The 22730-nt window shown below is 74.1% G+C and carries 23 protein-coding genes; 7 read left to right on the top strand and 16 right to left on the bottom strand.

All coding sequences use genetic code 11. The annotated features are described in order from the left end of the window. Positions 1-36: 36 nt before the first annotated feature. The 5 genes from ACZ6ZI_RS33395 to ACZ6ZI_RS33375 all read right to left on the bottom strand — a co-directional run bounded on the left by ACZ6ZI_RS33395 (position 37) and on the right by ACZ6ZI_RS33375 (position 3370). Positions 37-606 carry a hypothetical protein gene (locus ACZ6ZI_RS33395; RefSeq protein ID WP_469527278.1) on the bottom strand — a complete coding sequence of 190 codons (570 nt, stop codon included), beginning with the start codon at positions 604-606 and terminating at the stop codon, positions 37-39. Positions 607-680: 74 nt separating this feature from the next. Then, a complete protein-coding gene (locus tag ACZ6ZI_RS33390; protein WP_469527276.1) occupies positions 681-1445 on the bottom strand; it encodes a cytochrome c biogenesis CcdA family protein in 765 nt (254 codons plus the stop codon). A gap of 20 nt (positions 1446-1465) precedes the next feature. Further along, entirely contained in the window at positions 1466-2071 is a 606-nt protein-coding gene (locus tag ACZ6ZI_RS33385; protein WP_469527274.1) for a TlpA disulfide reductase family protein, read from the bottom strand. After that, on the bottom strand, positions 2068-2883 hold the full coding sequence (locus ACZ6ZI_RS33380) for a thioredoxin family protein (protein WP_469527273.1): 816 nt from the start codon (positions 2881-2883) through the stop codon (positions 2068-2070). Before ACZ6ZI_RS33380 ends, ACZ6ZI_RS33385 begins: the two co-directional genes overlap by 4 nt. 274 nt (positions 2884-3157) lie before the next feature. Next, positions 3158-3370, bottom strand: a complete 213-nt coding sequence (locus tag ACZ6ZI_RS33375) for a hypothetical protein (protein ID WP_469527270.1) — start codon at positions 3368-3370, stop codon at positions 3158-3160. A 1-nt stretch (position 3371) separates the two neighbouring features. On the opposite strand from ACZ6ZI_RS33375, the gene ACZ6ZI_RS33370 reads away from it, so the two are divergent. Further along, a complete protein-coding gene (locus ACZ6ZI_RS33370; RefSeq protein ID WP_469527269.1) occupies positions 3372-3713 on the top strand; it encodes a hypothetical protein in 342 nt (113 codons plus the stop codon). A 298-nt stretch (positions 3714-4011) separates the two neighbouring features. On the opposite strand, the gene ACZ6ZI_RS33365 is transcribed toward ACZ6ZI_RS33370, so the two are convergent. After that, positions 4012-4950 carry a CAP domain-containing protein gene (locus ACZ6ZI_RS33365; protein WP_469527267.1) on the bottom strand — a complete coding sequence of 313 codons (939 nt, stop codon included), beginning with the start codon at positions 4948-4950 and terminating at the stop codon, positions 4012-4014. 282 nt (positions 4951-5232) lie between these two features. Between ACZ6ZI_RS33365 and ACZ6ZI_RS33360 the strand changes: the two genes are divergently transcribed. Together ACZ6ZI_RS33360 and ACZ6ZI_RS33355 are read left to right on the top strand one after the other, a co-directional pair. After that, positions 5233-5616: a VOC family protein gene (locus tag ACZ6ZI_RS33360; protein ID WP_469527264.1), complete on the top strand. Its 384-nt coding sequence runs from the start codon at positions 5233-5235 to the stop codon at positions 5614-5616. A gap of 287 nt (positions 5617-5903) precedes the next feature. Then, positions 5904-6947, top strand: coding sequence for a glycoside hydrolase family 26 protein (locus ACZ6ZI_RS33355; RefSeq protein ID WP_469527261.1), 1044 nt, complete (start codon positions 5904-5906; stop codon positions 6945-6947). Between the two features lie 35 nt (positions 6948-6982). On the opposite strand, the gene tsaD is transcribed toward ACZ6ZI_RS33355, so the two are convergent. From tsaD to ACZ6ZI_RS33330, 5 genes are all read right to left on the bottom strand, one after another. Next, positions 6983-8038 carry a tRNA (adenosine(37)-N6)-threonylcarbamoyltransferase complex transferase subunit TsaD gene (gene tsaD, locus ACZ6ZI_RS33350; RefSeq protein ID WP_469527552.1) on the bottom strand — a complete coding sequence of 352 codons (1056 nt, stop codon included), beginning with the start codon at positions 8036-8038 and terminating at the stop codon, positions 6983-6985. Between the two features lie 132 nt (positions 8039-8170). Next, positions 8171-9157: a xanthine dehydrogenase accessory protein XdhC gene (gene xdhC, locus ACZ6ZI_RS33345; protein ID WP_469527259.1), complete on the bottom strand. Its 987-nt coding sequence runs from the start codon at positions 9155-9157 to the stop codon at positions 8171-8173. 1 nt (position 9158) lies between these two features. Continuing rightward, positions 9159-11543, bottom strand: coding sequence for a xanthine dehydrogenase molybdopterin binding subunit (gene xdhB, locus ACZ6ZI_RS33340; protein ID WP_469527257.1), 2385 nt, complete (start codon positions 11541-11543; stop codon positions 9159-9161). After that, positions 11540-13042 (bottom strand): xanthine dehydrogenase small subunit, encoded by a 1503-nt coding sequence (locus ACZ6ZI_RS33335; RefSeq protein ID WP_469527255.1) that lies wholly within the window; start codon positions 13040-13042, stop codon positions 11540-11542. The genes xdhB and ACZ6ZI_RS33335 overlap by 4 nt, the downstream gene beginning before the upstream one ends. 323 nt (positions 13043-13365) lie before the next feature. Continuing rightward, positions 13366-14685 carry an AI-2E family transporter gene (locus ACZ6ZI_RS33330; RefSeq protein ID WP_469527254.1) on the bottom strand — a complete coding sequence of 440 codons (1320 nt, stop codon included), beginning with the start codon at positions 14683-14685 and terminating at the stop codon, positions 13366-13368. A gap of 152 nt (positions 14686-14837) precedes the next feature. Here ACZ6ZI_RS33330 and ACZ6ZI_RS33325 point away from each other — a divergent pair, with 152 nt between their 5' ends. Next, the gene (locus ACZ6ZI_RS33325) at positions 14838-15128 is read left to right on the top strand and encodes a hypothetical protein (protein WP_469527252.1); all 291 of its coding nucleotides are present in this window, start codon (positions 14838-14840) and stop codon (positions 15126-15128) included. Positions 15129-15166: 38 nt separating this feature from the next. Here the strand turns inward: ACZ6ZI_RS33325 and ACZ6ZI_RS33320 are convergent, their stop codons facing one another. Beyond that, positions 15167-15556 (bottom strand): hypothetical protein, encoded by a 390-nt coding sequence (locus tag ACZ6ZI_RS33320; RefSeq protein WP_469527250.1) that lies wholly within the window; start codon positions 15554-15556, stop codon positions 15167-15169. Positions 15557-15707: 151 nt separating this feature from the next. Here ACZ6ZI_RS33320 and ACZ6ZI_RS33315 point away from each other — a divergent pair, with 151 nt between their 5' ends. Continuing rightward, complete coding sequence (locus tag ACZ6ZI_RS33315) at positions 15708-16817, top strand: hypothetical protein (protein WP_469527247.1); 1110 nt, start codon at positions 15708-15710, stop codon at positions 16815-16817. 67 nt (positions 16818-16884) lie between these two features. On the opposite strand, the gene ACZ6ZI_RS33310 is transcribed toward ACZ6ZI_RS33315, so the two are convergent. Together ACZ6ZI_RS33310 and ACZ6ZI_RS33305 are read right to left on the bottom strand one after the other, a co-directional pair. Then, positions 16885-17472, bottom strand: a complete 588-nt coding sequence (locus tag ACZ6ZI_RS33310; RefSeq protein WP_469527244.1) for a Dps family protein — start codon at positions 17470-17472, stop codon at positions 16885-16887. 233 nt (positions 17473-17705) lie between these two features. After that, a complete protein-coding gene (locus ACZ6ZI_RS33305; RefSeq protein ID WP_469527241.1) occupies positions 17706-18140 on the bottom strand; it encodes a CAP domain-containing protein in 435 nt (144 codons plus the stop codon). Between the two features lie 343 nt (positions 18141-18483). Between ACZ6ZI_RS33305 and ACZ6ZI_RS33300 the strand changes: the two genes are divergently transcribed. Then, positions 18484-19071, top strand: a complete 588-nt coding sequence (locus ACZ6ZI_RS33300; protein WP_469527238.1) for a hypothetical protein — start codon at positions 18484-18486, stop codon at positions 19069-19071. Positions 19072-19107: 36 nt separating this feature from the next. Here ACZ6ZI_RS33300 and ACZ6ZI_RS33295 read toward each other — a convergent pair whose 3' ends face one another. Together ACZ6ZI_RS33295 and ACZ6ZI_RS33290 are read right to left on the bottom strand one after the other, a co-directional pair. Next, positions 19108-19644, bottom strand: a complete 537-nt coding sequence (locus ACZ6ZI_RS33295) for a hypothetical protein (RefSeq protein ID WP_469527236.1) — start codon at positions 19642-19644, stop codon at positions 19108-19110. Between the two features lie 76 nt (positions 19645-19720). After that, positions 19721-20767, bottom strand: a complete 1047-nt coding sequence (locus ACZ6ZI_RS33290; RefSeq protein WP_469527234.1) for an AraC family transcriptional regulator — start codon at positions 20765-20767, stop codon at positions 19721-19723. A gap of 453 nt (positions 20768-21220) precedes the next feature. On the opposite strand from ACZ6ZI_RS33290, the gene fabV reads away from it, so the two are divergent. Beyond that, positions 21221-22435: an enoyl-[acyl-carrier-protein] reductase FabV gene (gene fabV, locus ACZ6ZI_RS33285; protein WP_469527231.1), complete on the top strand. Its 1215-nt coding sequence runs from the start codon at positions 21221-21223 to the stop codon at positions 22433-22435. Positions 22436-22730: the final 295 nt, after the last annotated feature.

The following is a 22730-nucleotide window of genomic DNA, read 5'->3' as shown; positions in this document are numbered from 1 at the left end:
GGTGCGGCGACGCCGACAGCGGCCCGTTCGCGCAGGTCACGTACCCGTGAACGTCAGGCCGTCCGGGGTGACGTCCACAGCCACGGCGCGGTCGGACACCGGGATCGTGCAGCCGTCGCGCGTGCTGCAACTCGCGTACCCGAGGACCACGGTGGCCCTTCCGGGGCCGGACGCGCGGACGGGCAGGGTCGTGGTGACGGGGCCGTCCGGGTAGACGGGTACGGGCGCGTCGACCCCGGGCACCGGGATCGACCGTTCCGTCGAGTCGGTGCGCAGGGGGCCCTGCGCCGCGAGGGTGCCGGTGACGGCGACCGCGGTCGGACGGCCGACGCCCTCGACGCCGGTCGGCGGGAGGTCCTTGCTGTAGAGGTGGAACCCCTCGGTCTCGGGGGTGAAGACCACGGCGAGGGTGCCCCGGGAGCCCTGCCAGTCGGAGACCGAGAGCGTGACGGTGACCCCGTTCTCGGAGAAGCGCGTCGTGGCGCCCGGGGCGACGGGCGACGCCCCGGTGGGCGCGCCGCCACAGGCCACGAGCGCGGCCAGGGGGAGGAGGGCGGTGGCGAGGCGGGCCCCGCGGCGGAGGCCCGGTCGTACGGAAAGGTTCATCTGTGTGCCTCGGTGTCGGGTGGTCTGGGGGCGGGGGACGGGGGACGGGGGGTGGGAGGGGAGAGGTGGACGGCCTACACGGCCGTGGTGAAGTTCGCGCTCCACACCTGCGCGCGGTAGACGAGGTCGTTCCACACCCCCGTGGCCAGCAGTACGCCGACCAGCACGAGCAGCCCGCCGCCGACGCGCAGCACCCACGGGTAGTGCCGTTTGACCACGCCGAACGCGCCCAGGGCCCGCCGGAAGGTGAGCGCGGCCAGTACGAACGGCAGCCCCAGCCCGAGGCTGTACACGGCCATCAGCAGGGCTCCGCGCGCCGCGCTCGCCTCCGTCCAGGCGAGGGCCTGGACGGCCGCCAGCGTCGGACCGACGCACGGGGTCCAGCCGACGGCGAAGACCGCCCCGAGCACGGGGGCGCCGGCGAGGCCGAGCGCGGGCCGCCGGTGACTGCGCAACTCCCGCTGGGCGAAGCCGGGGAGGAAGCCCATGAAGGCCAGACCCATCAGCACGGTGAGCCCCCCGAGCGCCCGCGTGACCGGCTCCTGGTGCTCCGCCAGGATCCGGCCGAAGTGGCCGAACAGGGCGCCGCCCGAGACGAGGACGGCCGTGAACCCCAGGACGAACAGGAGGGCGCCCGTCACCATGCGCCCGCGCCGCGCGCCGCGCGCGTCCGTGAGGTCGGCCACCGACAGGGTGGTCACGTAGCCGAGGTAGCCGGGCACGAGGGGCAACACGCACGGCGAGAGGAAGGAGACGAGCCCCGCGAGGAAGGCGACCGGAGCCGCCACCAGGACCGTTCCGTTGACGAGGGAGGAAGCGGTGTCCGGGGCGGCTGCCATGGAAACGGGCATCACGAGCGTCATCGTTCCGCCACCACCCGGGCGATCAGGGGCCGCAGTTGCCCGTCGGTGACGGAGCCGCCGATGGCGACGGCGACGCGGCCGGCGCGGTCGATCACCAGCGTCGAGGGGATCGAGGCGGGGTTGAGCTGAGCGGGAGGGAAGCGGAGCAGCAGTTCGCCGTCCGGGTCGTGGAGACTGGGGAAGTCCAGCCCGTGCGCGCGTACGAAGGACCGTGCGGCGCTCCGGTCCCGGTCCCGGGTGTTGATCCCGAGGAAGCGCACCCCCTGGCCCCGGGTCTGTCCGCTGAGCCGGCCGAGGTCGTCGGCCTCCGCACGGCAGGGCGCGCACCAGGAGCCCCAGACGTTGAGGACGACGACCTCGCCGCGGAGGGCTTCGAGCGACACCGGGTTCCCGTCCAGGTCGGCCCCCGCCAACGCGGGCGCGGCCGCGCGGGCGCCGACGGCGAGGACCTCGGCGTCGGCCGCCGCGCGGAGCCCGCCCCCACGACCGGCCGGAGCGCCGCCGTCGCGGTCCGTTCCGACGCCGGTCAGGAACAGGCCCGCCGCCACCGCGAGGCCGGCGCCCACGGCGACGACGACCCGCCCCCGCACCCCTCGTCTCACGGAGCCCACTTGCGCAGGAAGGCGTTGACGCCCTCAGCCGTCAGAGACGGGTTGCCCGTGACGTGGGTGTCGGTGCGCGTCGCGCCCGACGGCGAGACCACCACCAGGACGGGCATCGTGTACGTCCCGCCCGAGGGGCTGTACTTGCGCAGGAGCGCGGAGTTGGCGGAGCTGTCCCCGCCGATGTCGACCTTCACGAGGTGGTACGAGTCCCCGAGGATCGCCGAGGTCTGCGGCTGCGCGAACACCTTGTCGGCGGCTTTGCAGTTGCCGCACCAGTTCGCCCCGAAGTCGAGCAGCACCATCCGCCCGTCGGACTTGGCGGCCCGCAGCGCCGCGTCGATCTGCGCCCGCGCGTCGGCCGAGGCGTCGTAGCCGGGACCGGGAACGTGGGCCCGGCCGGGCGAGGCGGTCGTCGGGGCCGGCTTGGTCGCCGTCCCGCCGCCCCCGGACCCGGAGGAACCGGAACCGGACCCGGAACCGGTGCCCTTGGCGGTACGGGAGGCACTGGGCGACGCGGCGCCGGAGGCGGGCCCGGACGCGGAGGCAGAGGCCGAGGCCGAGGCCGAAGCGGAAGCGGACGGCAGCGTCGACGGGGTCGCGGAGGTCTCCGGGGAGGCTGACGCCGACGCCGACGGGGACGGCCGGGCGCCGGCCGGAGCGGCCGATCCGGCCGGCTCGGAGGAGGGGCCGCAGGCGGCCGTCATCCCGGCCACGACCACGGCGGCGGCGACCAGCGGCAGCCTCCTGCCGAGCGCGCCGGCGGGGCGGTCGGACGGCGTACGGCCCGCGGCGCGGACGGATCGGAGCATGCGAGAACTCATGACGAGGACACCCCTGGGCAAGGTCGGGACGCGGGGGCGGGCGTGGCGCGCCCCCGATCGGTGAAAGCCGGGGTCGACGGTCCACCGGGCCTTGACGCGTCCCGGTGCCGACTCCCGCTCGGCTGACGCGAGCATAGGACCGCCGGGGGCCCGCGGAACCGCCCCGGCCCGATCTTGAGGTTGCCCTAAGGAACCGCTCACCTTCCGCTTCGGCGGAACCCGGCCCACGGCCGTACACAGCGGCCCGAATCCGGCGAACGGTTCAGAAGGAGGTTTCGCGGACGCTCGCCTTGGCCGCCGGGGTGATCGTGGCCGTGACCACCGAGCGGTGGTCGTCACCGGAGAACGTGACCGTGAGCGTGTCGTCGGAGGTCTGCGAGGTGGTCGCCTTGAAACCGAGCCCCGGGACCGCGGAGATCAGGCACACGCCCCGACTCCCGTACCGGACCGTGACCTTGCCGCCGCGGGAGGGCACGGTGTGCAGGCCAGCCCCGCCCTTCTCGCAGTCGACGGCGGACTTCGGCGTGGAGGTCCGCGCGGGGCCGCCCGACGGGGTCCTGACGGGGGAGGGCGTGGGGGAGGCGGACGCGGACGGCGACTGCGTCGCGGAGGGCGAGGGGCTCGGGGAGGCGCTCGGGCTCGCGGAGGCGCCCTCCGGCGGCGGACTGCCCGCCTGCCAGGCGGGGGGTGTGTCGATGACCACCGGCGCGGAGCGCGCGACCGGCGGCGAGTGCCGGGTCGAGCCGACCACGAACTGGACCGTGGCGAGCACGGCGGTCACGCTGGCGGCCGTGCACGACAGCCATATGAGCAGGTAGCGCGGAGTTCGGGGCACGGCCCCATAGTGGCGGATGGCCGGCGGGCGCCGTCACCGGCACCCCCGGAAGCGGTATCCGCCCCTCCGCGTGCCCGCGTACGTGCCTGGCCCCCGCGGGGTCAGGGGAACGCCGACGTCCCCCGGACCCGCGGGGGGTCGGGGGGACGTACCAGGGCCGCTCCGGAGGCGACGCGCTCCGGAGGTGGGGCGGCCCGGTTCCAGGGCCTGTCGTCACACTCCCGCCTGCCCCGCGGGCGACGACAGGAGTGTGACGACAGACCCTGGGGCGTGGCCGGCGGCTACTTGCCGGTGCCGAAGTTCTGCGTCCACCAGGGGCCGCCGTCGCCCTTGTGGACGCCGATGCCGATCTCGCGGAACTCGCAGTTCAGGATGTTGGCCCGGTGGCCGGAGCTGTTCATCCAGGCCTTCATCACCGCGTCGGCGTCGCTCTGCCCGCGGGCTATGTTCTCGCCCAGGCGCGACCACTTGTACCCGGCGGCCTCCACCCGGCTGGTCATGGTGGATCCGTCGGGCCCGGTGTGCGACATGACCCCGCTGCGGGCCATGGTGTCGCTGTACGCCCGCGCGGCGGCGCTCAGCTTCGCGTTGGCCGTCAGGGGGCCGCACCCGGCCGTCGCCCGCTCCTTGTTCACCAGCGCGAGCACCGCGGACTCGGTGCTCGCGTCGACGGTGCCCGACCCGCCGGAGCCGCTGCCGCCCGAGGTGCCCGTGCCCCCGGTCCCCTTGGAGCCGCCGGAGCCCGTCGATCCGCCCGAGCCGCCCGTTCCGCCGGAGGTGCCCGATCCGCCGGAACCACCCGAGCCGCCCGCCTTCGTGGGGGAGGAGCCGCGCGCGGGGTCGCCCGCCCCGCCCGCACCCGAGGTGGCCGGTGCGGCGTTCGTCTGCGGGGCGCCGTCGCCGGCGGCGGCCGACTGCGAGGCCGCGGTGGAGGGCGAGCCGGAGGGACTGGCGCTCGCCGACGCCGAGGCGGAGGCGTCGGGGCTGCCGGTCGGGGTCACGTCCGCGGGGTCCGGGGTCGGCGTCGGCGCTCCCGTGCCGGGCGCCGCCTCGGTGTTGCGCTGCTCCGTGCGGGAGCCGCCGTCCGAGTCCGCCACCGCGACGCCCACCGCCACGGCCGCGGCGGCCGCGGTGACGGACAGCACGATGCGCGTGCGCGCCGTCTTCTTGCGACGCGCCTCGACGCGGGACGGGTTCGCGGGGGTTCGACTGCGGCTCATACCGGTGACACCTCACTGGAGAGGGGGAGGGGATGCGACCGAGCCTAGGCACGTGACCAGGGCGAAGAACGCCGTGGAGGGGGTTCCTCAGGTTCCCTTAAGGAAGCCCGCAGGATCGACTCAGGGACGAGCCGGACAATGGCCCCAACTCGCCCCGCCCGAGCGGTCCGGCCCGCCCGCCGACCGGACGCCTCCCACCCCCGACCGGCGGCCGGCGCGCGAACCGTCCGCCACGGCCGGTCACCGAGCGTGGGTGCGCGTCCGCGGGGTAGCTTCAGGGGCATGGCATGCCGCATCAGTGAACTGGTCCTCGACTGCGTCGATCCGGAGGGACTCGCCGCCTTCTGGAGTGAGGTCCTCGGCTGGGTCGAACTGGGCCGGGAGGACGACGGCAGCATCGAGATCGGGCCGCCCGACGCCGGGTTCGGTGGTCCGCAGCCCACCCTCGTGTTCCTCCCCGGAACCGACCCGCGGCCCCCGAAGCTGCGCCTGCACCTCGACGTCAACCCCACGGACCGCGACCAGGACGCCGAACTGGAGCGGCTCCTCGCCCTCGGCGCCCGGCGCGCCGACATCGGCCAGACCGGCTCCGAGGCCTGGCACGTCCTGGCCGACCCGGAGGGCAACGAGTTCTGCCTCCTGCGCAGGCGGCTGAGCCCCCTCTGACCGGGCCCCTCTGACCGGGCCCCTCCGCCGGGCTCCTCCGCCGGGCTCCTCCGCCGGGCTCCTCCGCCGGGCTCCTCCGCCGGGCTCCTCCGCCGGGCCCCTCCGACCGGGTGCCCGCCGACCGGAGCGAGGGCGTGACGGCGGCGCGGACCCTCACCCGGTCGGGCCAACCGACGGCGCCCCACTGCCGCGAACGGCCCAGCCCCGCGACCCCCGACAGGCCGGACCTCGCGAGAGGTGCCTAACGTCGCTGGCGCAGACATCGATTCGCGAAGTGTGGAGACACCATGTCCCGACGACGCCGTCGACTGGTGGGAGCGTGCGCGGGCACGCTCGCCGCCGGCATCCTCGCCACCGGTGGCGGTCTCACCGCCGCGCCGCGCGAGCTTTCCGACCGGGGCGGCGGACGCGAGATCGCGGTGGGCGCCTACCTGCACTACGGCTCGCCCGGCGTCGAGCGGATGCGGGACCTCTCGCGCTGGCTCAGGGGCACCGAGCTGCGGGCGGGGCACACGTACCTGCCGGGCGACACCTGGTCGAACATCGAGGGCGCGCCCGACTCCCTGCGGACCTGGGCGCGGTGGCGCACGGCGCGGGCCGACCGGCTGTTCGTCCTGAACGTACCCATGCAGGCGGGCAACGAGGCCCACCTGTCCGACGGACGCGTCGCCGAACTGATCCGCGCGGGCGCGCGGGGCGAGCGCGACCACCACTTCCGCAGGCTGGCCGAACGCCTGGTCGCCCTCGGGGTCCCGGACACGGTGATCGTGCTCGGCTGGGAGATGAACGGCTTCGACTACACCCACCGGTGCCGGCCCGATCCCGAGGGCTGGAAGACGTACTGGCGGCGCGTCGTGGCCGCCATGCGCTCGGTGGAGGGGCAGCGCTTCCGCTTCGACTTCGCCCCCAACCGCGGCGCGGACGCGATCGCCTGGACCAGGTGCTACCCCGGCGACGACGTGGTCGACATCGTGGGCATGGACTCCTACGACCAACCGCCCGGCGAGACCTTCGACGAGCAGGTCACCCAACCCTACGGACTGCGGCACCAGGTCGAGTTCGCGAAGGCGCACGGCAAGCGGATCTCGTACCCCGAGTGGGGACTGTTCCGGGGCGGCGACAACCCCGCCTACATGCGGGCCATGTTGACCTGGATCGCCGAACACCGGCCGCTCTACCACAGCATCACCGACTACTGCCCGCACGGTGTGTGGCAGTGCACCGAAAACCCGCGTTCCGCACGGGTGTTCCGGGACTTCCTGTCGGCGGGACACGACCGGGGCGCCCGCCGCCGGCCGTCGACCGCCTCCGGCGTCCTGACGCCGCCGTAGGCCGGCCCGGAAGCCGGGCGGCGGTCCCCGCCGCCCTACCCGGCGGCCCGCGGGGCGGGGAGCGGGGTCAGCGAGGCGTACTCCAGGGGTGCGGACGGGTCGATGGACACGTTCAGCGGCGCCGGATGCGCCCCGGAGCGGACCAACAGGTCACCGACGGCCGCGATCATGGCACCGTTGTCCGTGCACAGGGTCATCGCGGGCACCCGCAACTCGATGCCGGCGGAGGCGCACCGCCGCTCCGCCAGGGCCCGCACCCGCGAGTTCGCCGCCACGCCGCCGACCACGACCAGCGTTTTCACGTCGTGGTCGCGGCAGGCCGCGACGGCCTTGCGGGTCAGCACGTCCGCGACCGCCTCCTGGAGCGCGGCGGCCCCGTCGGCCACCGGCGGCTCCTCGCCCCGCAGCCGGTGCCGCTCGGCCCAGCGCGCGGCGGCCGTCTTCAGGCCGGAGAAGGAGAAGGCGTACGGATCGTCACCCGGCCGGGTGAGCGGACGCGGGAACACCACGGCCTTCGGGTCCCCGTCGCGGGCGGCCCGGTCGATGGCGGGACCGCCCGGATACGGCAGCCCCAGGATCCGGGCCACCTTGTCGAAGCACTCGCCCGCCGCGTCGTCGAGGGTGTCGCCCAGGTGGACGATCGGGTCGCGGACCAGGTCGCGCACCAGGAGCAGCGAGGTGTGGCCGCCGGAGACGATCAGCACCACGCAGGGGTCGGGCAGCGGACCGTGGTCCAGGGTGTCGGCGGCCACGTGCCCGGCCAGGTGGTGGACGCCGTACAGCGGCACCCCGGCGGCGTAGGCCAGGGTCTTCGCCCCGGCCAGGCCCACCTGGAGCGCGCCCGACAGGCCCGGTCCGGTGGTGACGGCGACCGCGTCGATCTGGCTCATCCGCAGGCCCGCCTGGTCCAGGGCGCGCCTGACCACGGGGTTGAAGGCGTGCAGGTGGGCGCGGGCGGCGATCTCGGGCACGACGCCGCCGAAGCGGGCGTGCTCGTCCATGCTCGACGCCACCACGTGCGCGAGGAGCTCGCCGTCCCGCACGATCCCCGCGCCCGTCTCGTCACACGAGGACTCGATCCCGAGCACCACCGGACCGCCCACCACGGCACCCCTCTTCTTGCCTGTCACTCTTTATTGCCAAAGACTCGCAATAAGGATAGGGCACCGGGCCGCCCCCTCCGACGGGGCGGATCCCGCCGGTCGGGGGGGCGTCCGCACCGGCTACCGAGGGCCGCCGGTCAGTCCCGCGCCGGCCGGCACCCGCCGTTCCTCGACCTCGCGAGGTTCCTCGGGCCTCCGGGGCTCCTCGGGCCTCCGCGGTTCCTCGGCCACCCGCGGTTCCTCGGGCGCCCCCGGTTCCGCGACCGCGTGAGGTTCCTCGACCGCGAGCGGCACCGACGCGCGGTCGTCGCGCTCGAAGGTCCGCAGCAGGTCCGCCGCGACGCTCACCGCGATCGTCGCGGGCTCCTTGCCGTTGATCCCGAGGATGCCGATCGGGGTCTTGATCCGGTCGATGGTCGCGGCGTCGTGACCGCCCTCCGTCGCCAGGCGCAGGCGGAACCGCGCCCATTTCGCGGCCGAGCCGATCAACCCGATCGACCCGAGACCGGAGGTGCGCAGCGCGGCGTCGCACAACGCGGCGTCCTCGGCGTGATCGTGCGTCATGATCAGCACGTGCGTGCCGGGCGGCAGCTCCGCGAGCACCTCCTCCGGCAGCAGCGGGGTGTGGTGCACGTGGACCTGCGCCACCGAGTCCCCGAGCACGCCGAGCCGTTCGGGCGTCAGCATGTCGGGGCGGGTGTCGATCAGGTGCAGGTCGAGGTCGTGGCGGGCCAGGATGCGCGCCAGCTCCAACCCGACGTGCCCGACCCCGAAGAGCGCCACCGCCTGCACCACCGGCAGCGGTTCGAGGAACACGCTGACCGCGCCACCGCAGCACTGCACCCCGTGCGGGCCGACGACCTTGTCGTTGAGCGCGAACTCCATCAGCTCAGGCTCCGGATCGGGAGCGCCGTTCAACTGGCGGGCCCGATCGATCGCCACGGCCTCGATGTTGCCGCCGCCGATCGAACCCCAGGTCTCGGTCCGACCCACCACGAGTTTGGCACCGGCCGCGCGGGGCGCGTGGCCGCGCACGGACGCGACGGTCACGAGCACGCCGGGCTCCCGGCGTGCTCGCAACCGCGCGACCGCGGCGACCCAGCCCATGTCAGGCATGGATCGGTACGCCGATGTCGACGGCGACCCCGCCCGATGCGGCGGGCACCCTGTCCGCGCGGGCCGCCTCGATCGCCCAGTACACCGCCTCCGGCGTCGCCGGGGAGGCGAGTTCCACGCTCACCCCGGCCGGCCCGAAGGCCGCCGCGGCCTGCCGCAACGCCTCCCGGACCGAGAACGCCAGCATCAGCGGGGGCTCACCCACCGCCTTGGAACCGTAGACCGCGCCCTCCTCGGTGGCGTTCTCCAACAGCGTGACGTTGAACTCCCCGGGCATCTCCGAGAAGCTCGGCAGCTTGTAGGTGCTCGCGGCCTGGGTCAGCAACCGGCCCCGGTTCGGCCCGTCACCGGTGTCCCACCGCATGTCCTCCAACGTCAACCACCCCGCACCCTGCACGAACCCGCCCTCCACCTGGCCGATGTCGATCATCGGGGACAGGCTGTCGCCGACATCGTGGACGATGTCCACCCGGCGGATGCGGTAAGCGCCCGTGAAGCCGTCGACCTCGACCTCGGCCGCGGCGGCCCCGTAGGAGAAGTACTTGAACGGCGAGCCCCGGAAGCCCTTGGCGTCCCAGTGCAGCCCCTCCGTCCGGTAGAAACCGGCCGCCGACAACTGGACCCGCTGGAAGTAGGCGGTGCGCACCAGGTCGTCCCAGGCCAGTTCCTCGTCACCGCCCAGGGCGCGCGCGACGCCCTCGACGATGCGCACGTCCGAGGCGTTCGCGCCCAGGCGGGTGCCGGCCACCCCGAGGAGCCGCTCGCGCAGTTGCTCGCAGGCGTTCTTCACCGCCGCGCCGTTGAGGTCCGCCCCGGCGCTGGCCGCGGTGGCGGAGGTGTTCGGCACCTTGTCGGTGCGCGTCGGGGCCAGTCGCACCTTGTGCATCGGGATGCCCAGGGTGGTCGCGGCCACCTGGAGCATCTTCGTGTGCAGCCCCTGGCCCATCTCGGTACCGCCGTGGTTGATCAGGACGGAGCCGTCCTTGTAGATCAGCACGAGGGCGCCGGCCTGGTTGAAGGCGGTGAGGTTGAACGAGATCCCGAACTTGATGCCCGTCAGCGCGAGGGCCCGCTTGGTGTGCGGGTGCGCGGAGTTGAAGGCCGCGATCTCGCGCTCGCGAGCGGCCAGTTCCCCGTTCTCCCGCACCTTGCGCCAGACGGCGGAGATCCGCTCGGGGTGCGCGACCGGCTGCCCGTACGGTGTCGACTGGCCGGCCCGGTAGAAGTTGCGCTCCCGCAGTTCCATCGGGTCGAGGCCGAGCAGCGGCGCGCACCGCCCCATGATGTCCTCGATGACCAGCATGCCCTGCGGTCCGCCGAAGCCCCGGAATGCGGTGTTGGAGACCTTGTTGGTCTTCGCGATCCGGCCCGTGACGTGCGCGTTGGGGATCCAGTAGGTGTTGTCGATGTGACACAGGGCGCGGGCGACCACCGGCTCGGACAGGTCCAGGCTCCAGCCGCCGTCGGCGGTCAGGGTGGCCTCCAGGGCCTGGATGCGGCCGTCGGCGTCGAACCCGATCTTCCACCGGGCGTGGAAGCCGTGCCGCTTGCCGGACATCGTGAGGTCCTGGGTGCGGTTGAGACGTACGCGCACCGGGCGGCCCGTCAGAAGGGCGCCGAGCGCGGCGACGGCCGCGAACCCGTGCGGCTGCATCTCCTTGCCGCCGAAGCCGCCGCCCATCCGCAGGCACTGCACCGTCACCTCGTGACTGTGCAGGCCCAGCACGTGGGCGACGATCTCCTGCGTCTCCGAGGGGTGCTGGGTGCTGCTCTGGACGAACATCTGCCCGCCCTCGTCGACGTGCGCCAGCGCCGCGTGCGTCTCCAGGTAGAAGTGCTCCTGGTCGGAGAAGAGGAACTCGCCGGTGAACACGTGCGCGGACTCGGCGAAGCCGTCCTCGACGTCACCGGCCACCATCACGGGCCGGGCGCCGTGGAAGCTCTCCGCCGCGATGGCCTCCTGGAGCGTGACCAGGGAGGGCAGTTCGTCGAGTTCGACCTCGACGGCCGCCGCGCCCAGCCGCGCCGCCTCCAGGGTCTCGCCCAGCACCCAGGCCACCGCGTGGCCGTGGAACATGACGTGGTCGGGGAAGAGCGGCTCGTCGTGCTTCATTCCGGCGTCGTTGACACCGGGTACGTCGGCACCGGTCAGCACGCGGACCACACCGGGTACGGCGAGGGCCGGCCCGGTGTGCAGCGCGGTGATCCGGCCGTGGGCCTTCATGACCTGCACCGGGTAGGCGTGCAGGACGTCCTTGGCGCGGTGGATCAGGTCGTCCGTGTAGAGCGCGGCGCCGGTGACGTGCAGGCCGGCGCTCTCGTGCGGCAGGGAGAGGCCGACGACGGGCTTCTCGGGGCGTTCGGACAGATGGCTCACGACGACACCGCCTCGGTGGTTTGTGCGTACAGCTTGAGCAGGCTCTGGCCGAGCATCGCGGAGCGGTAGCCGGCGCTGGCGCGGTGATCGTCCATCGGCGTGCCCTCGGCGCGCAGCGCCCGGGCGGCGGCCTCGACGGTCGACGCCGTCCAGGCCTCGCCCTCCAGGGCCGCCTCGGTCTCCAGGGCGCGGATCGGCGTGGCCGCCACCCCGCCCAGGCCGATGCGGGCCTTGCGGACGATCCCGTCCTCGATGTCGAGCGCGAACGCGATGGCCACGCTGGAGATGTCGTCGAAACGCCGCTTGGCGATCTTGTGGAAGGCGGTGACCGGCGACAGGGGCAGCGGGACGCGCACGGAGCGGATCAGCTCGTCGCGGCGGCGCACGCTCTGCCGGTACCCGGTGAAGTAGTCGGCCAACGGGACGTGGCGCTCGCCGTCGGCGTCGGCGAGGGTCAGCGTCGCCTCCAGCGCCAGCAGGACCGGCGGGCTGTCGCCGATGGGGGAGCCGGTCCCCAGGTTGCCACCGAGGGTCGCACCGTTGCGGATCAGCCGTGACGCGAACTGCGGGAACAGGTCGGCCAACAGCGGGACGGCGCCGTCGAGGCGGCGTTCGATCTCGGTGAGGGTCAGGGCCGCGCCGATCTCGACGTGGTCGGACCCGACGCGCAGTTCCCGCAGTTCGGGCAGTCGATCGACGGCGATCACGCGATCGGCGCGCCGGGAGCGGATGTTCACCTCGACGCCCCAGTCGGTGCTGCCCGCGACCACCACGGTGTCGGGCCGCTCGCGCAGCAGGCGCAGGGCCTCGGCCAGGGTGCCCGGCCGCAGGAACGTCCGCTCGCCCTGCGTGTACGCCGTGGCGGCCGGCTCGGGCGGTGCCTGCTCGCGGCGGCGCGCCAGCGGGTCGTCCTCGGCGGGGGCGCCGACGGCGAACGCGGCGTCGCGGATGGGGCGGTAGCCGGTACAGCGGCACAGGTTGCCGCTCAGCGCGTGCAGGTCGAAGCCGTTCGGACCGTGCTCGGCGTCCGCGTCCGCGTCGGCACCGGCACCGGCACTGGCACCGGCATCCGCGTCGGCGGCATCGGCGTGGGCGCAGCGGTCGGGCCGGTAGTACTCGGAGGCCATGCTGCAGATGAACCCCGGCGTGCAGTAACCGCATTGGGAGCCGCCGCGGACCGCCATCTCCTCCTGCACCGGGTGCAGGGTGGCGGGCGTGCCCGGCTCGCCGGGGGTGGCGAGGCCCTCGGAGGTGATGACCTCCTGGCCGTCGAGCGAAGCGGCCGGGATCAGGCAGGCGTTGACGGCCACCCAGTCGGTGGGCTTGTTCACGCCGGGACGGGCCACCAGGATCGAGCAGGCTCCGCACTCTCCTTCGGCGCAGCCCTCCTTGGTGCCGGTGAGGCCGCGTTCGCGCAGCAGGTCCAGCATCGTGGTGTGGGGCGCGGCCGGTGCGATCGGGGTGTCGTTCCCGTTGACCGTGATGCGGGGTGTCACCATCGGGCACCCTCGTTCCGGTGAGCGGTCGAACAGATGGTCCTGAGACCGATTGTCCTGAGAAGCATGTCGGGCTTTCCATTTCGTGGCGCGGCGGCGCGGGGAACCGCGGCGCGGATCGGCACGTACGGGCGTGCCGCGGGCGGTGTCGGAAATCGAAAGAAGCCGGGGCCCGCGATCGGGCATACCGGTGGGAGGCTGGTCAGCAGCCGTGGGCGACGAGACCCGGAGCCCAGGCGATCTGATGGGCGGGGCGACGCAGTTCGGAGAGGGTGGACATCCGACGTCGCCTCCTTCCATCGGCTCAGGGGTCGGTCCGCCCGAAGCTACGTTGCCGCAGGTCGATCGGTCAAGACGTCGTCCGGCGGCCGGGACCGTGGCCCCTGTGGACCACCGTCCCCACCGCTCCCCTCGACCTCGTCGTTCCCGTCGTTCCCGTCGTTCCCTTCGTCCCCGTGGGCCCGGAGGTGCGAGACGACCGTGTGGACGACGGCGGTCAGCGGGACGGCGACGACCGCGCCGCCGATCCCCGCGATCAGCCCTCCGGCGGACACGACCAGGACCACCGCCAGCGGATGGATCCGCACGGCACGTCCGAGGATGAACGGCTGGAGCACGTGGCCCTCGATCTGCTGCACGACGAGCACCACCATCAGGGCCATCAACGCGGTGAACACGCCCTCGGTGACCAGGGCGACGATCACGGCGAGCGCGCCGGACGCGATCGCGCCGATCAGGGGCACGAACGAGGCCACGAAGATCACCACGGCGATGGGCACGGCCAGGGGCACCCCGAGGAAGTAGATGCCCACGCCGATGAACACCGCGTCGATCATGGCCACGATCATCGTCCCGCGTACGTAGGCGGTCAGCGTCCGCCAGGCCGGAGGACCGGCGTCCGCCACGGCGGGGCGGGCCGGGGCGGGGAGCAGTCCCAGCGTCCACTGCCAGACGCGCCTGCCGTCGTACAGCAGGAAGAGCGTGGAGAACATCGCGAGCAGGGCCCCGGTGACGACCTCCACGAGGACCGTCACCCCGCGCAGACCGGTCGAGGTGATCTCGCTGGTGTTGGTGCCGATGGCATCGCTCAGACCGGAGGCGACGTCGTTGATCTGCTGCTCGCTCACGTGCAGCGGACTGTTGACGAGCCAACGTTTCAGTTCCTCCAGGCCCTCTTGAAGGCGTCCCGAGAGACTGTCGAGGTTGTCGAGCACCTGCCAGACGACGAACCATCCGACCAGGCCGAGGACGACGAACCCGCACAGCGCCGTGACCACCGTCGCGACGGCCCGGGGCAGCCCCCGGTGTTGGAGCCGGGCGACCGTCGGCTGGAGCAACGCGGTGACCAGCAGGGCGACGACGAACGCGAGGACGACGAGCCGGACGGCGCCGATCACCCGCATCAGGACCCAGACGGTGGCGGCGAGGACCAGGAACCGCCAGCCCAGCTCCGCCGCGACCCGCACCCCCCACGGCACGGCCAGGGCCGGGTCGCCCGTCCGGGCGCGCGGCGCCCGTCGCGCCCGCAGCTGCTCGGCTTCGACCTCGTAGACGGCGTCCTTGCGGGCTCGGGCCTGTGCGCCGCGCGCCCTGAAGGCGGCCAGGGCGCCCCGGGAACGGTCGATCAGGGCGTGGATCGCTGGCATGCGGAGCTCCTTCGTTCTCCCCTTCGCCGGGCGTCTGCCCAGGGATCGCGTGATCAGGCCCCGGTCCGGTCCGCGAAGAACGCCGTCCGGCCTCTGCCCGTCCGCCGCCCCATCGCCGTCCGATCGCGGTCCGATGTTCGAGGAGGGCGACCGTGGGCAGGCGCGTCACGCAGCGCACGTCCGCCGAAGGGACCCCGATGCTTTTCGCCGCCCTGCTCCTGCCGCCGTTCATGCTGGTCGCCGTACTGGCTCTCGGACGCTACGAGGAGACCCTGCTGGGTCGTCCCGACGGCGCCGGCCCGCACACCACCCACCCCGCCCGCGAGCCCGCGGAGCGGCGCCCGCGCCACCTCCGCGCGGTACCGAACCCGAACCCCTCCGCGGCGCGTGCGGGCCGCGCACCGGGCCGCGGCAGGCGCTCCGGGGGGAGGCACGCGGCGTAGGGGCGCGAGGAGCGGCCGCGGTGGCCCCGGGTCGTACGTCAGCCCGCGCGGCGGCGACGGTGCGCGCGCCACCGGGCGAGGAGTTCCGCCGGAGTGCGGGGCGGGGGAGTGGGTTCGGGGGACCTGGCCTCGTCCGGGGTGAGCGGGACGACCGGCATCAGGTACGGCCGGCCCGCGCGGTCCAGGGAACACAGGGGTTCGCCGCCGGCGACGTCGGGGCGCCCGACGCGGACGGTGAAGGGCCACGCGTCGGCGCCGTCGGTCACCTCGCCGCGCAGCTCGGTCACCGCGTGGGGCGCGGTCCGGAGGGAGGCCACGACCCTGCCGTCGACCAGCACCTCGGTACGTCCGGGAGCGGGGGCCCACATCACGGTGATCGAGTGGCCGTCCTGGTCGAGGTGGAAACGCCGGTGGACACGCTCCTTCACGGCCGCCTCCTCGATCCGCTCGATCCGCTCGCGCAGCGCCCCCCTCCCAGCGTAGCCGGCGCCGGGCGGGGCGCGGCGGGCGGAGCGTGGCGGGCGAGGAGGGGCGGCTACGATACCCCCGCTCAACTGTGCGAACACGAAAGGGGCCGTCATGCCTGGCCCGCAGCCCCGCCGGGTACCGTCCCCGTCCCCCTCCCCGTCCGAGCAGCCGCAGCCGACGCAGGTTGCGGAGCCGGAGCTCCCTGACGCCACCGCGCGCCGCACCGCCTGGTGGCGTACGAACACCGCCCGGTTCGGCCTCGTCGCCGCGGTGCCCCTGCTCGGCCTCCTGACGCCCCGTCTGGGCGCCGTCGTGCTGCTCGCCGCGCTGATCGTGGTGTGGGCGGCCGACACCTGGAGCAGGACCGCGCGGTTCCTCACCACGGTGGCCGCCATGTCCCTGCTGGGCGCCGTCGTGCCGGACTCCCCGAAGGAGAACACGGCCGACGCGGCTCCCGCCCCGCGGACCGCGAGAGCCACGCCGACCCCCTTCGGCGCGAGGGCCTCCGCCGAGCCCACACCGACCCCCACCGTCGCGCCGCTCGCCGACTTCCGCGGCCAGTCCCTGGAGAGCGCCTTCGACCGGGCCCGAGCGGCCGGTTACCTGGTCCGGGAACACGACGCCTCGGAGAAGGACGGCTTCGTGCGCGGCCGTTCGCGGTGGACGGTGTGTTTCCAGGAGACGGGCCGGGAGGGGGCCAGGGCGACCGCGGAGTTCGGCGTCGTACCGAACGGCTCCCCCTGCCCCGAGACGGACGGCGAGCCCATCCCGTGGCCGAGGATGCCCGACCTGGTGTGGAAGACCTGGCGCACGGCCCACGCGGACGTCGTCGCCCTCGGCGTGCGTCCCGAACGGATCGAGGCGCGCGCGGCGTACGCCAACGACACCCTGCCCGCCCGGGGTGAGTACGAGGACTGGCGGGTGTGCGTCCACGAACCGGCCGTGGACGCGCCGGTGAAGCCCGACGACCGGGTACGACTGCGCCTGACCGCCGAGGAGAACGGCTGCCCGGAAGGGGACCGCGGCGCCGGCACCGCCGCGAACCTGCCGGACCGCGACGGTGACGGCGACCCCGACTACCGAGACCCCTACCCCGGTGACCGCGACCGCACCAGGGCGTTCCCGGACGGGTTCCCCGGCGGGGACGGCGGCTCCGGAGGGTCCTCGGGAGGCTCGGGCGGCGGGGGTTGGAGCCCCTGCCGACACACCCGCTGGTGCTGACGCGCGCACGGCGGCGTGCGCCTCGACGGGGTACGCCTCGACGGGGTACGCCCGGGCCGCGTACGCCTCAACTCCGGGCGCCGGCGGCCCGGGCGGCCTGATCGGCGGCCTCGGCCAGGGTGTGGGCCCCGGCGGTGCTGAGCCGTCCGCCGCCGCTCTCCAGATGGGCGCGCACGAACCACTGGAACTGCTCCAGCCGGGCCAACTGCCCGATGAGCATGTCCTGGGTGACCAGGTCGAGGTCGTCGGTCTCCTTCATGGCGGCCCGGTGGTCCTCGATCACCCCGCTGTACACGAGGTCGAGGGCGCCGAGGTGGGCGACCGCGTCCGCGCGGCCCACCTCGTAGTCGTCCCAGGTCCGCTCGGCGACGATCGCGCCGGGCGTGCCGACGGGCACGCCGCCCAGGGTCGCGATGCGTTCGGCCATGGTGTCGGTCATCTCGCGCACCGCGTCCACCTGGGGGTCCAGCATCTCGTGGACGGCGATGAAGTGCGGACCGACCACGTTCCAGTGGACGTGCTTGAGGGTCAGGGCCAGGTCGTTGAGGGCGTGCAGCCGGGCCTGGAGGATCTCCGACACCCGCTCGGCGTCCTGCCGGTTCATGCCGGGCACGGTGTGCGGGGCGGGGGCCTGGGCCTGCTCGGAGCGGGACATGGGGGCGTCTCCTGTTCGTCCGTCGATCGGGGTGAACCGCTTGCGGTCACGCGCCTGCCCGCTCCCGCCGCGTGCACACCTCCGCCCGCCCGGCCGCACTCCCGCCCACCCTCCCGGCCGCCGCGCATCCCGTGCGCGGCGGCACCACGACGCGCGGGAGCCCGGACACCGGCGGCCGGCGCCCGCGGGCGCCGCCTTCCACCGGTGTCCGGGCCCACCGCTCCCGGTCCCGCTCAGTTGGTGAAGACCTGCACGATGCGGTCGCCCGCGACCGCGACGCCGGTCTTGGTGAAGTTGCAGTTCTTGATGTTGCCCGCGTGGCCGGTGCTCGCCAGCCAACCGTCGACGTGCACCTTCTCGTCGCCGGAACCCCAGGCGATGTTCTCGGCGGAGGCGGTGAACGTCGCCCCGGCCTTCTTCAGCCGGTCCGGTACGGTCGAGCCGTCCGAGCCGCGGTGGTCGGTGGTCGTGTCGTTGGCGTACTCCTGCGCCGCCGCGGTCAGCGCGGGATCGACCGTCAGCGGCTGGCAACCGGCCGCGGTGCGCGCCTGGTTGACCAGTTCGAGGACCTTGTTGGGGTCGGCCTGGAGCGGTACCACCGCACGGGTGCCGACAGCGGCGGTGGGGGTCGCGGCGGAGGCCGCCCCGGCGCCGACGGCGCCTGCCAAGACCAGCAGTGAGGACGCGCACGCCACCGTGCACCTGCGCCGTATTCGGCCGGATCCGGAAACCATGGGTCTACCTTCCTGTTCGCCGAGAGAGCGGCGGACGCGGCGACGGCGCCGCCGGTTCCCCCCGTCCCCGTCCCTGTCTCCCCACCCCCGCCGATTCTCCGCCGCACCCCACCACCGCGCATCTTCCGGCGGAGTACCCGCAGGTGGGAGCGGTGGCGGCAAGATCGCGGGCGCGGCGGGCGGTGGGGTTCCGGTCGACACCCCCGCATGCGCGGCGCGACCATGGAGGAGGAAGACGCCGTCGCAAACCGCTGTCGAGACACCCTGGCGGATCGCCATGACCCCTCACGGCACAGCACGTCGCGCGGCCTTCGTCGCGCTGCCGGTCGCCGTCCTGCTCGGGATCGGCCCGACCGCCGCGGTCGCCCGGTCGGCGCCCGCCGTCCCCGCCGTCTGCCACCTCCTGAGCCAGCCCGCGGACCCGTACCACCTGGGCTGCCGCGAGGGCTTCAGGCTGGGCGTGGCCGCCGGCTACGAGAACGGCCTGAGCTGCCACAGGCTCCCGCCCCCGCTGGCACCGGTCGATCCGACGCCGTACGAACAGGGCAAGCGGCAGGGCTACAAGGACGGCTACGACCAGGCCTTCAAGCACACCTACGACAGGAACTGCGACCTGCCGCAGCTTCCCCCGGCGCAGAAGCAGCCGCCGCCCGCGCAGACACCGCAGACGATGGCGGAGGCGGGCCAGGCGGCGGGCGCGACCTGGGGGCGCGAGGACGCCCGACTGACCTGTACCCGCGCACACGCGAACCTGGTCCCGCCCGCCAAGCCCGACGCGCTGATCATCGCCTACCAGAACGGCTACCGGGTGGGCTACGACGTCGCCTACGACGAGGCGTACCGACAGCTCTGCCCGAAGCCGTGAGCCGTGGGGGCGGGGTGCCCCGCCGCCCCCGGCGTCTCAGTGCTTCAACGCGACCTTCAGGGCGACGATGACCAGGCCCAGCACCAGGTTCACGGCCGCGGCCGCCACGACCGTACGGCGCGTCGCGCCCGCCCGGTGCGCGGCGTACGCCCCCCACCCGACCTGCCCCGCGACCGCGACGCAGAGCGCCAGCCACACCGCCCCCGCGGTGTCCAGCCCCAGCAGGGGGCTGACGGCGACCGCGGCCGCCGGGGGCAGGGCCGCCTTGACGATGGGCCACTCGGCTCCGCAGACCTGCCGGACCTCCCGACCGGTCAGGGGCACCATGGCGATCCGCTCGCCGAAGAGACGGGCGAGGACGTGCGCCGCCCAGAACACCACCCCGGTGGCGAACAGCAGCACGACGAGTTCCACCCGGGGGAACCGGCCGAGCGAACCGGCACCGACCACGACCGACGCGGCGAGGAGCGAGCCGTACACCGCACCGGTGTAGTCGACGTGCTCCCGCGCGGTGCGCGCCGGGCCCCGGGGCGGATCCTCCCCGGGGCCTTCCTCCGCTCTGTGACCTGTCATGCCCCAGTGTCGTCACGGGCGGGCCCCGGCGCGGGGCAGCCACGCCCGGCGGCCCGCGCGCCGCCGACCGGGTGCGCTACCGCCGGGCATCCTCACGGCCGTCTCGGCGCAGGGAGGCCGGGGTGCTCCCGTACCAGCGTCGGACCGCCCGGCGCAGGGCGCGGGCGTCGGCGTAGCCGCTGCGGGCGGCGATCGCGTCGATGCCGAGGTCGGTGTGGTGAAGGAGCCGGGTGATGTGCGTGCGGCGCACGGTGTCGACCTCGGAGCTCCAGGTGGTGTCGTGCTCGTCGAGCCGTCGCTGGAGGGTGCGCGTGCTGAGGTTCATCCGCCGGGCCACCACGGCCAGGGTGGGTGCGGTCTCCTCGTGGACGGAGGCGAGGGCGCTGCGGAAGAGGTCGAGCCAGTCGTACAGGGGGATCGCGGCGGCGAGGGACTGTTCGGCGTGTCTTCGCAGCACGGCGGACAGACCGGGTTGGGCGTGCGGCGCGGGGGCCGTCAGGTCGGCGGCGAGGAAGGTGACGGAGCTGTGCGGGGCCTCGAACTCGATGGCGCGGGTGCCGTAGAGCCCGACGAGGGCGTCGTGCCGGCGCGGGGTCCTGGCCGCGAGGGTGACGCGTACGGGGACGAGGGGCCGCCGGGCGGCCTCGCCGAGGCGCCGCTGGTAGATGGCGAGCGCGCAGGCGCGGATGGCGCAGGCGGCGTCGATCGTCACGTCCGCGTCGTTGAGGTGGCTGATGGTGATCTGTTCGCCGTCCTCGGAGATCCGCAGGCTGTCGGTCCCGACGTCGATGATGGCGGCCAGGTACGTCGAGGCGTCCCGGATCCCTTCCAGCGGCGTCCCCGCGGAGGTGATGAGGTAGTCCCAGACCCCGAGGCTGCCGATCGTCGACTGCCGGGCGAGCGCCGCGGCCACTTCGGGCCAGGGGGCCCGGGCCGCCATCAGTTCCGTGATGCGGATGCTCGTGACCGTGGGGGTCCGGAACAGGTCGTCGTCGAGGTGCTCGGGCGCCACGCCCAGCAGGTGCGCGTACTCGGTCGGGGGTATGCCGAAGAGACGCGCGGCGTTGACGTTCAGACGGGTGAGGGCGGAGGACGTCGTCCCCGGGTGCGCATGCGAGACCACAAGCGTCGAGCATAGATCAGCGCGAAAGACAAGATCATCGGCGGACGTCGGCGCGTGAAGTCCCCCTCTCGGCACGGGAGATCCCGCGCCGGCGCGTACGGTCCCCTGGCCGGCGCGTCCGGTCCCCGGCGCGGGGGCGCGCGCGGCCTTAGCGTGGGGACCGTTCCCGCGGGCCCCCTCGCCCCGGCCGGCCGGAACGCATCCACCTCACCTCGACCCGCCCGGGTACGGGGGTCCCGAGCGGGCGAGCGTGAGGTCGGGCCCCGGGGCGACACCGCGAGCGGGGCGACACCGCGACCGCGCCGCCGCCGTCACCGGCGGAACACTCCAAGATCGACTCGTGATCGTTGTCGCCACCGGGGCAACGCCCCGCGAGCGGGCCGGCGCAGACTTGCAGGGCGCGGCGGCCCGTCGGCCGCGCCCACCCGCACCGGCGACCCAAGGACTGCCATCGTGAACGAGCGCGTTCTCACTCCCCGCAACCGGGGCTTCCTCTTCCTCGACTCCCACCCCGCCGGGTGCGAGCGGCTGGTGGCGGACATGTGGGATGCGTGCCCCACCCCCGGGACCGCGCCGCAGGGCGACGGACCGGTGGCGCTGGTGATCGGGTCCTCCGCCGGGTACGGGCTCGCGGCCACGCTCGCCGGACTCAAGCGAGCCGGCATCCGCGGCATCTGCGTGTCCTTCGAGAAGGCCCCCACCGCGCGGCGTACGGCCACGGCCGGCTGGTACCGCACCGCCGCCACCGCCGACCTCGCCCGCGCCGCCGGACGCGACCTGGTCTTCCTCAACGGCGACGCCTTCTCCGACGGGATGAAGGACCAGGTCGCGGACCTCCTGGAGCGGCGCTTCGGCGGCCGGTTGGACCACCTGATCTACTCCGTGGCCGCGCCCCGCCGCACCGACCCCGACACCGGGACCACCTACGCCTCGGTCCTCAAGCCGATCGGCCGGGCCGACCGCACCAAGACCCTCGTCTTCGACGACGAGGGCCTCGGAGAGGTCCGCGAGGTCGAGACCGCACCGGCCGAGGGCGACGACGTCGAGCAGACGGTGGCCGTGATGGGCGGCGCGGACTGGGAGCGCTGGATCGACCACCTCGCCGGGCGCGGACTGCTCGCCGACGGTTTCGCCACCGCCGCCCTCTCCTACATCGGTTCCTCGCTGACGTCGGCGATCTACCGGCAGGGCACCATCGGCGCGGCCAAGGCCCACCTGGAGGACACCGCCCGCACCCTGGACGAGCGGCTCGCCAAGACGGTGGGCGGCCGGGCCGTGACCTCCGTCAACGGTGCCGCCGTCACCCAGTCCTCCACCGCGATCCCCGGCATCGCCCTCTACACCGGCCTGCTGCGCGGCGTCCTCGGGGAAGCCCTCGTCCCGCCGGTCCACCAGCTCGCCGCGCTGTGGGACCAGCTCACCGGCGCCGCTCCGCTCGCCCTGGACGACGAGGGCCGCGTCCGGCTGGACACCTTCGAGCTGACCGACGAGGTCCAGGCGGCCGTCGCCGAACGCTGGGAGAGCGCCACCACCGAGACCATCGCCGACCTGGCCGACCTCGACTGGTTCCGCGCCGAGGTCCGACGCCTCTACGGCTTCTCCGTGCCCGGCGTCGACTACGCCGCCCCGGTCGCCACCGAGGTCCCCTGGCCCGACCACACCCTCTGACCCCCCCCGCGTGAGCCCCCGGGAGGGGGGTACGGGTGGTGACGTTCGGTGAGATTCGGGGGTGTGGTCGGTGACTCGCCCCATAGGACCCACGTCACATACGAAGCGGGATCGTAGGCCCTGAAGGTCCCTTGCACCGGCCCGACGACCGGTTCCCACCTGCGGGGACGACCCTGTGGTCGGGGTGGGGTCGGCGGGCTCGGTGTGTGGGGGTGGGGTAGTAGTGGGGGTCGTTGCCGGCGGGTCGGGGGGTCGGTAGAACTGGATGAGTCGCAAGGCGGCGGGGTCGCTTTCC

This window comes from Streptomyces sp. NPDC103540 (assembly GCF_055584445.1).
The sequence above is the reverse complement of the archived record's forward strand: the minus strand, read 5'-3'. Positions and strand labels throughout refer to the sequence as shown.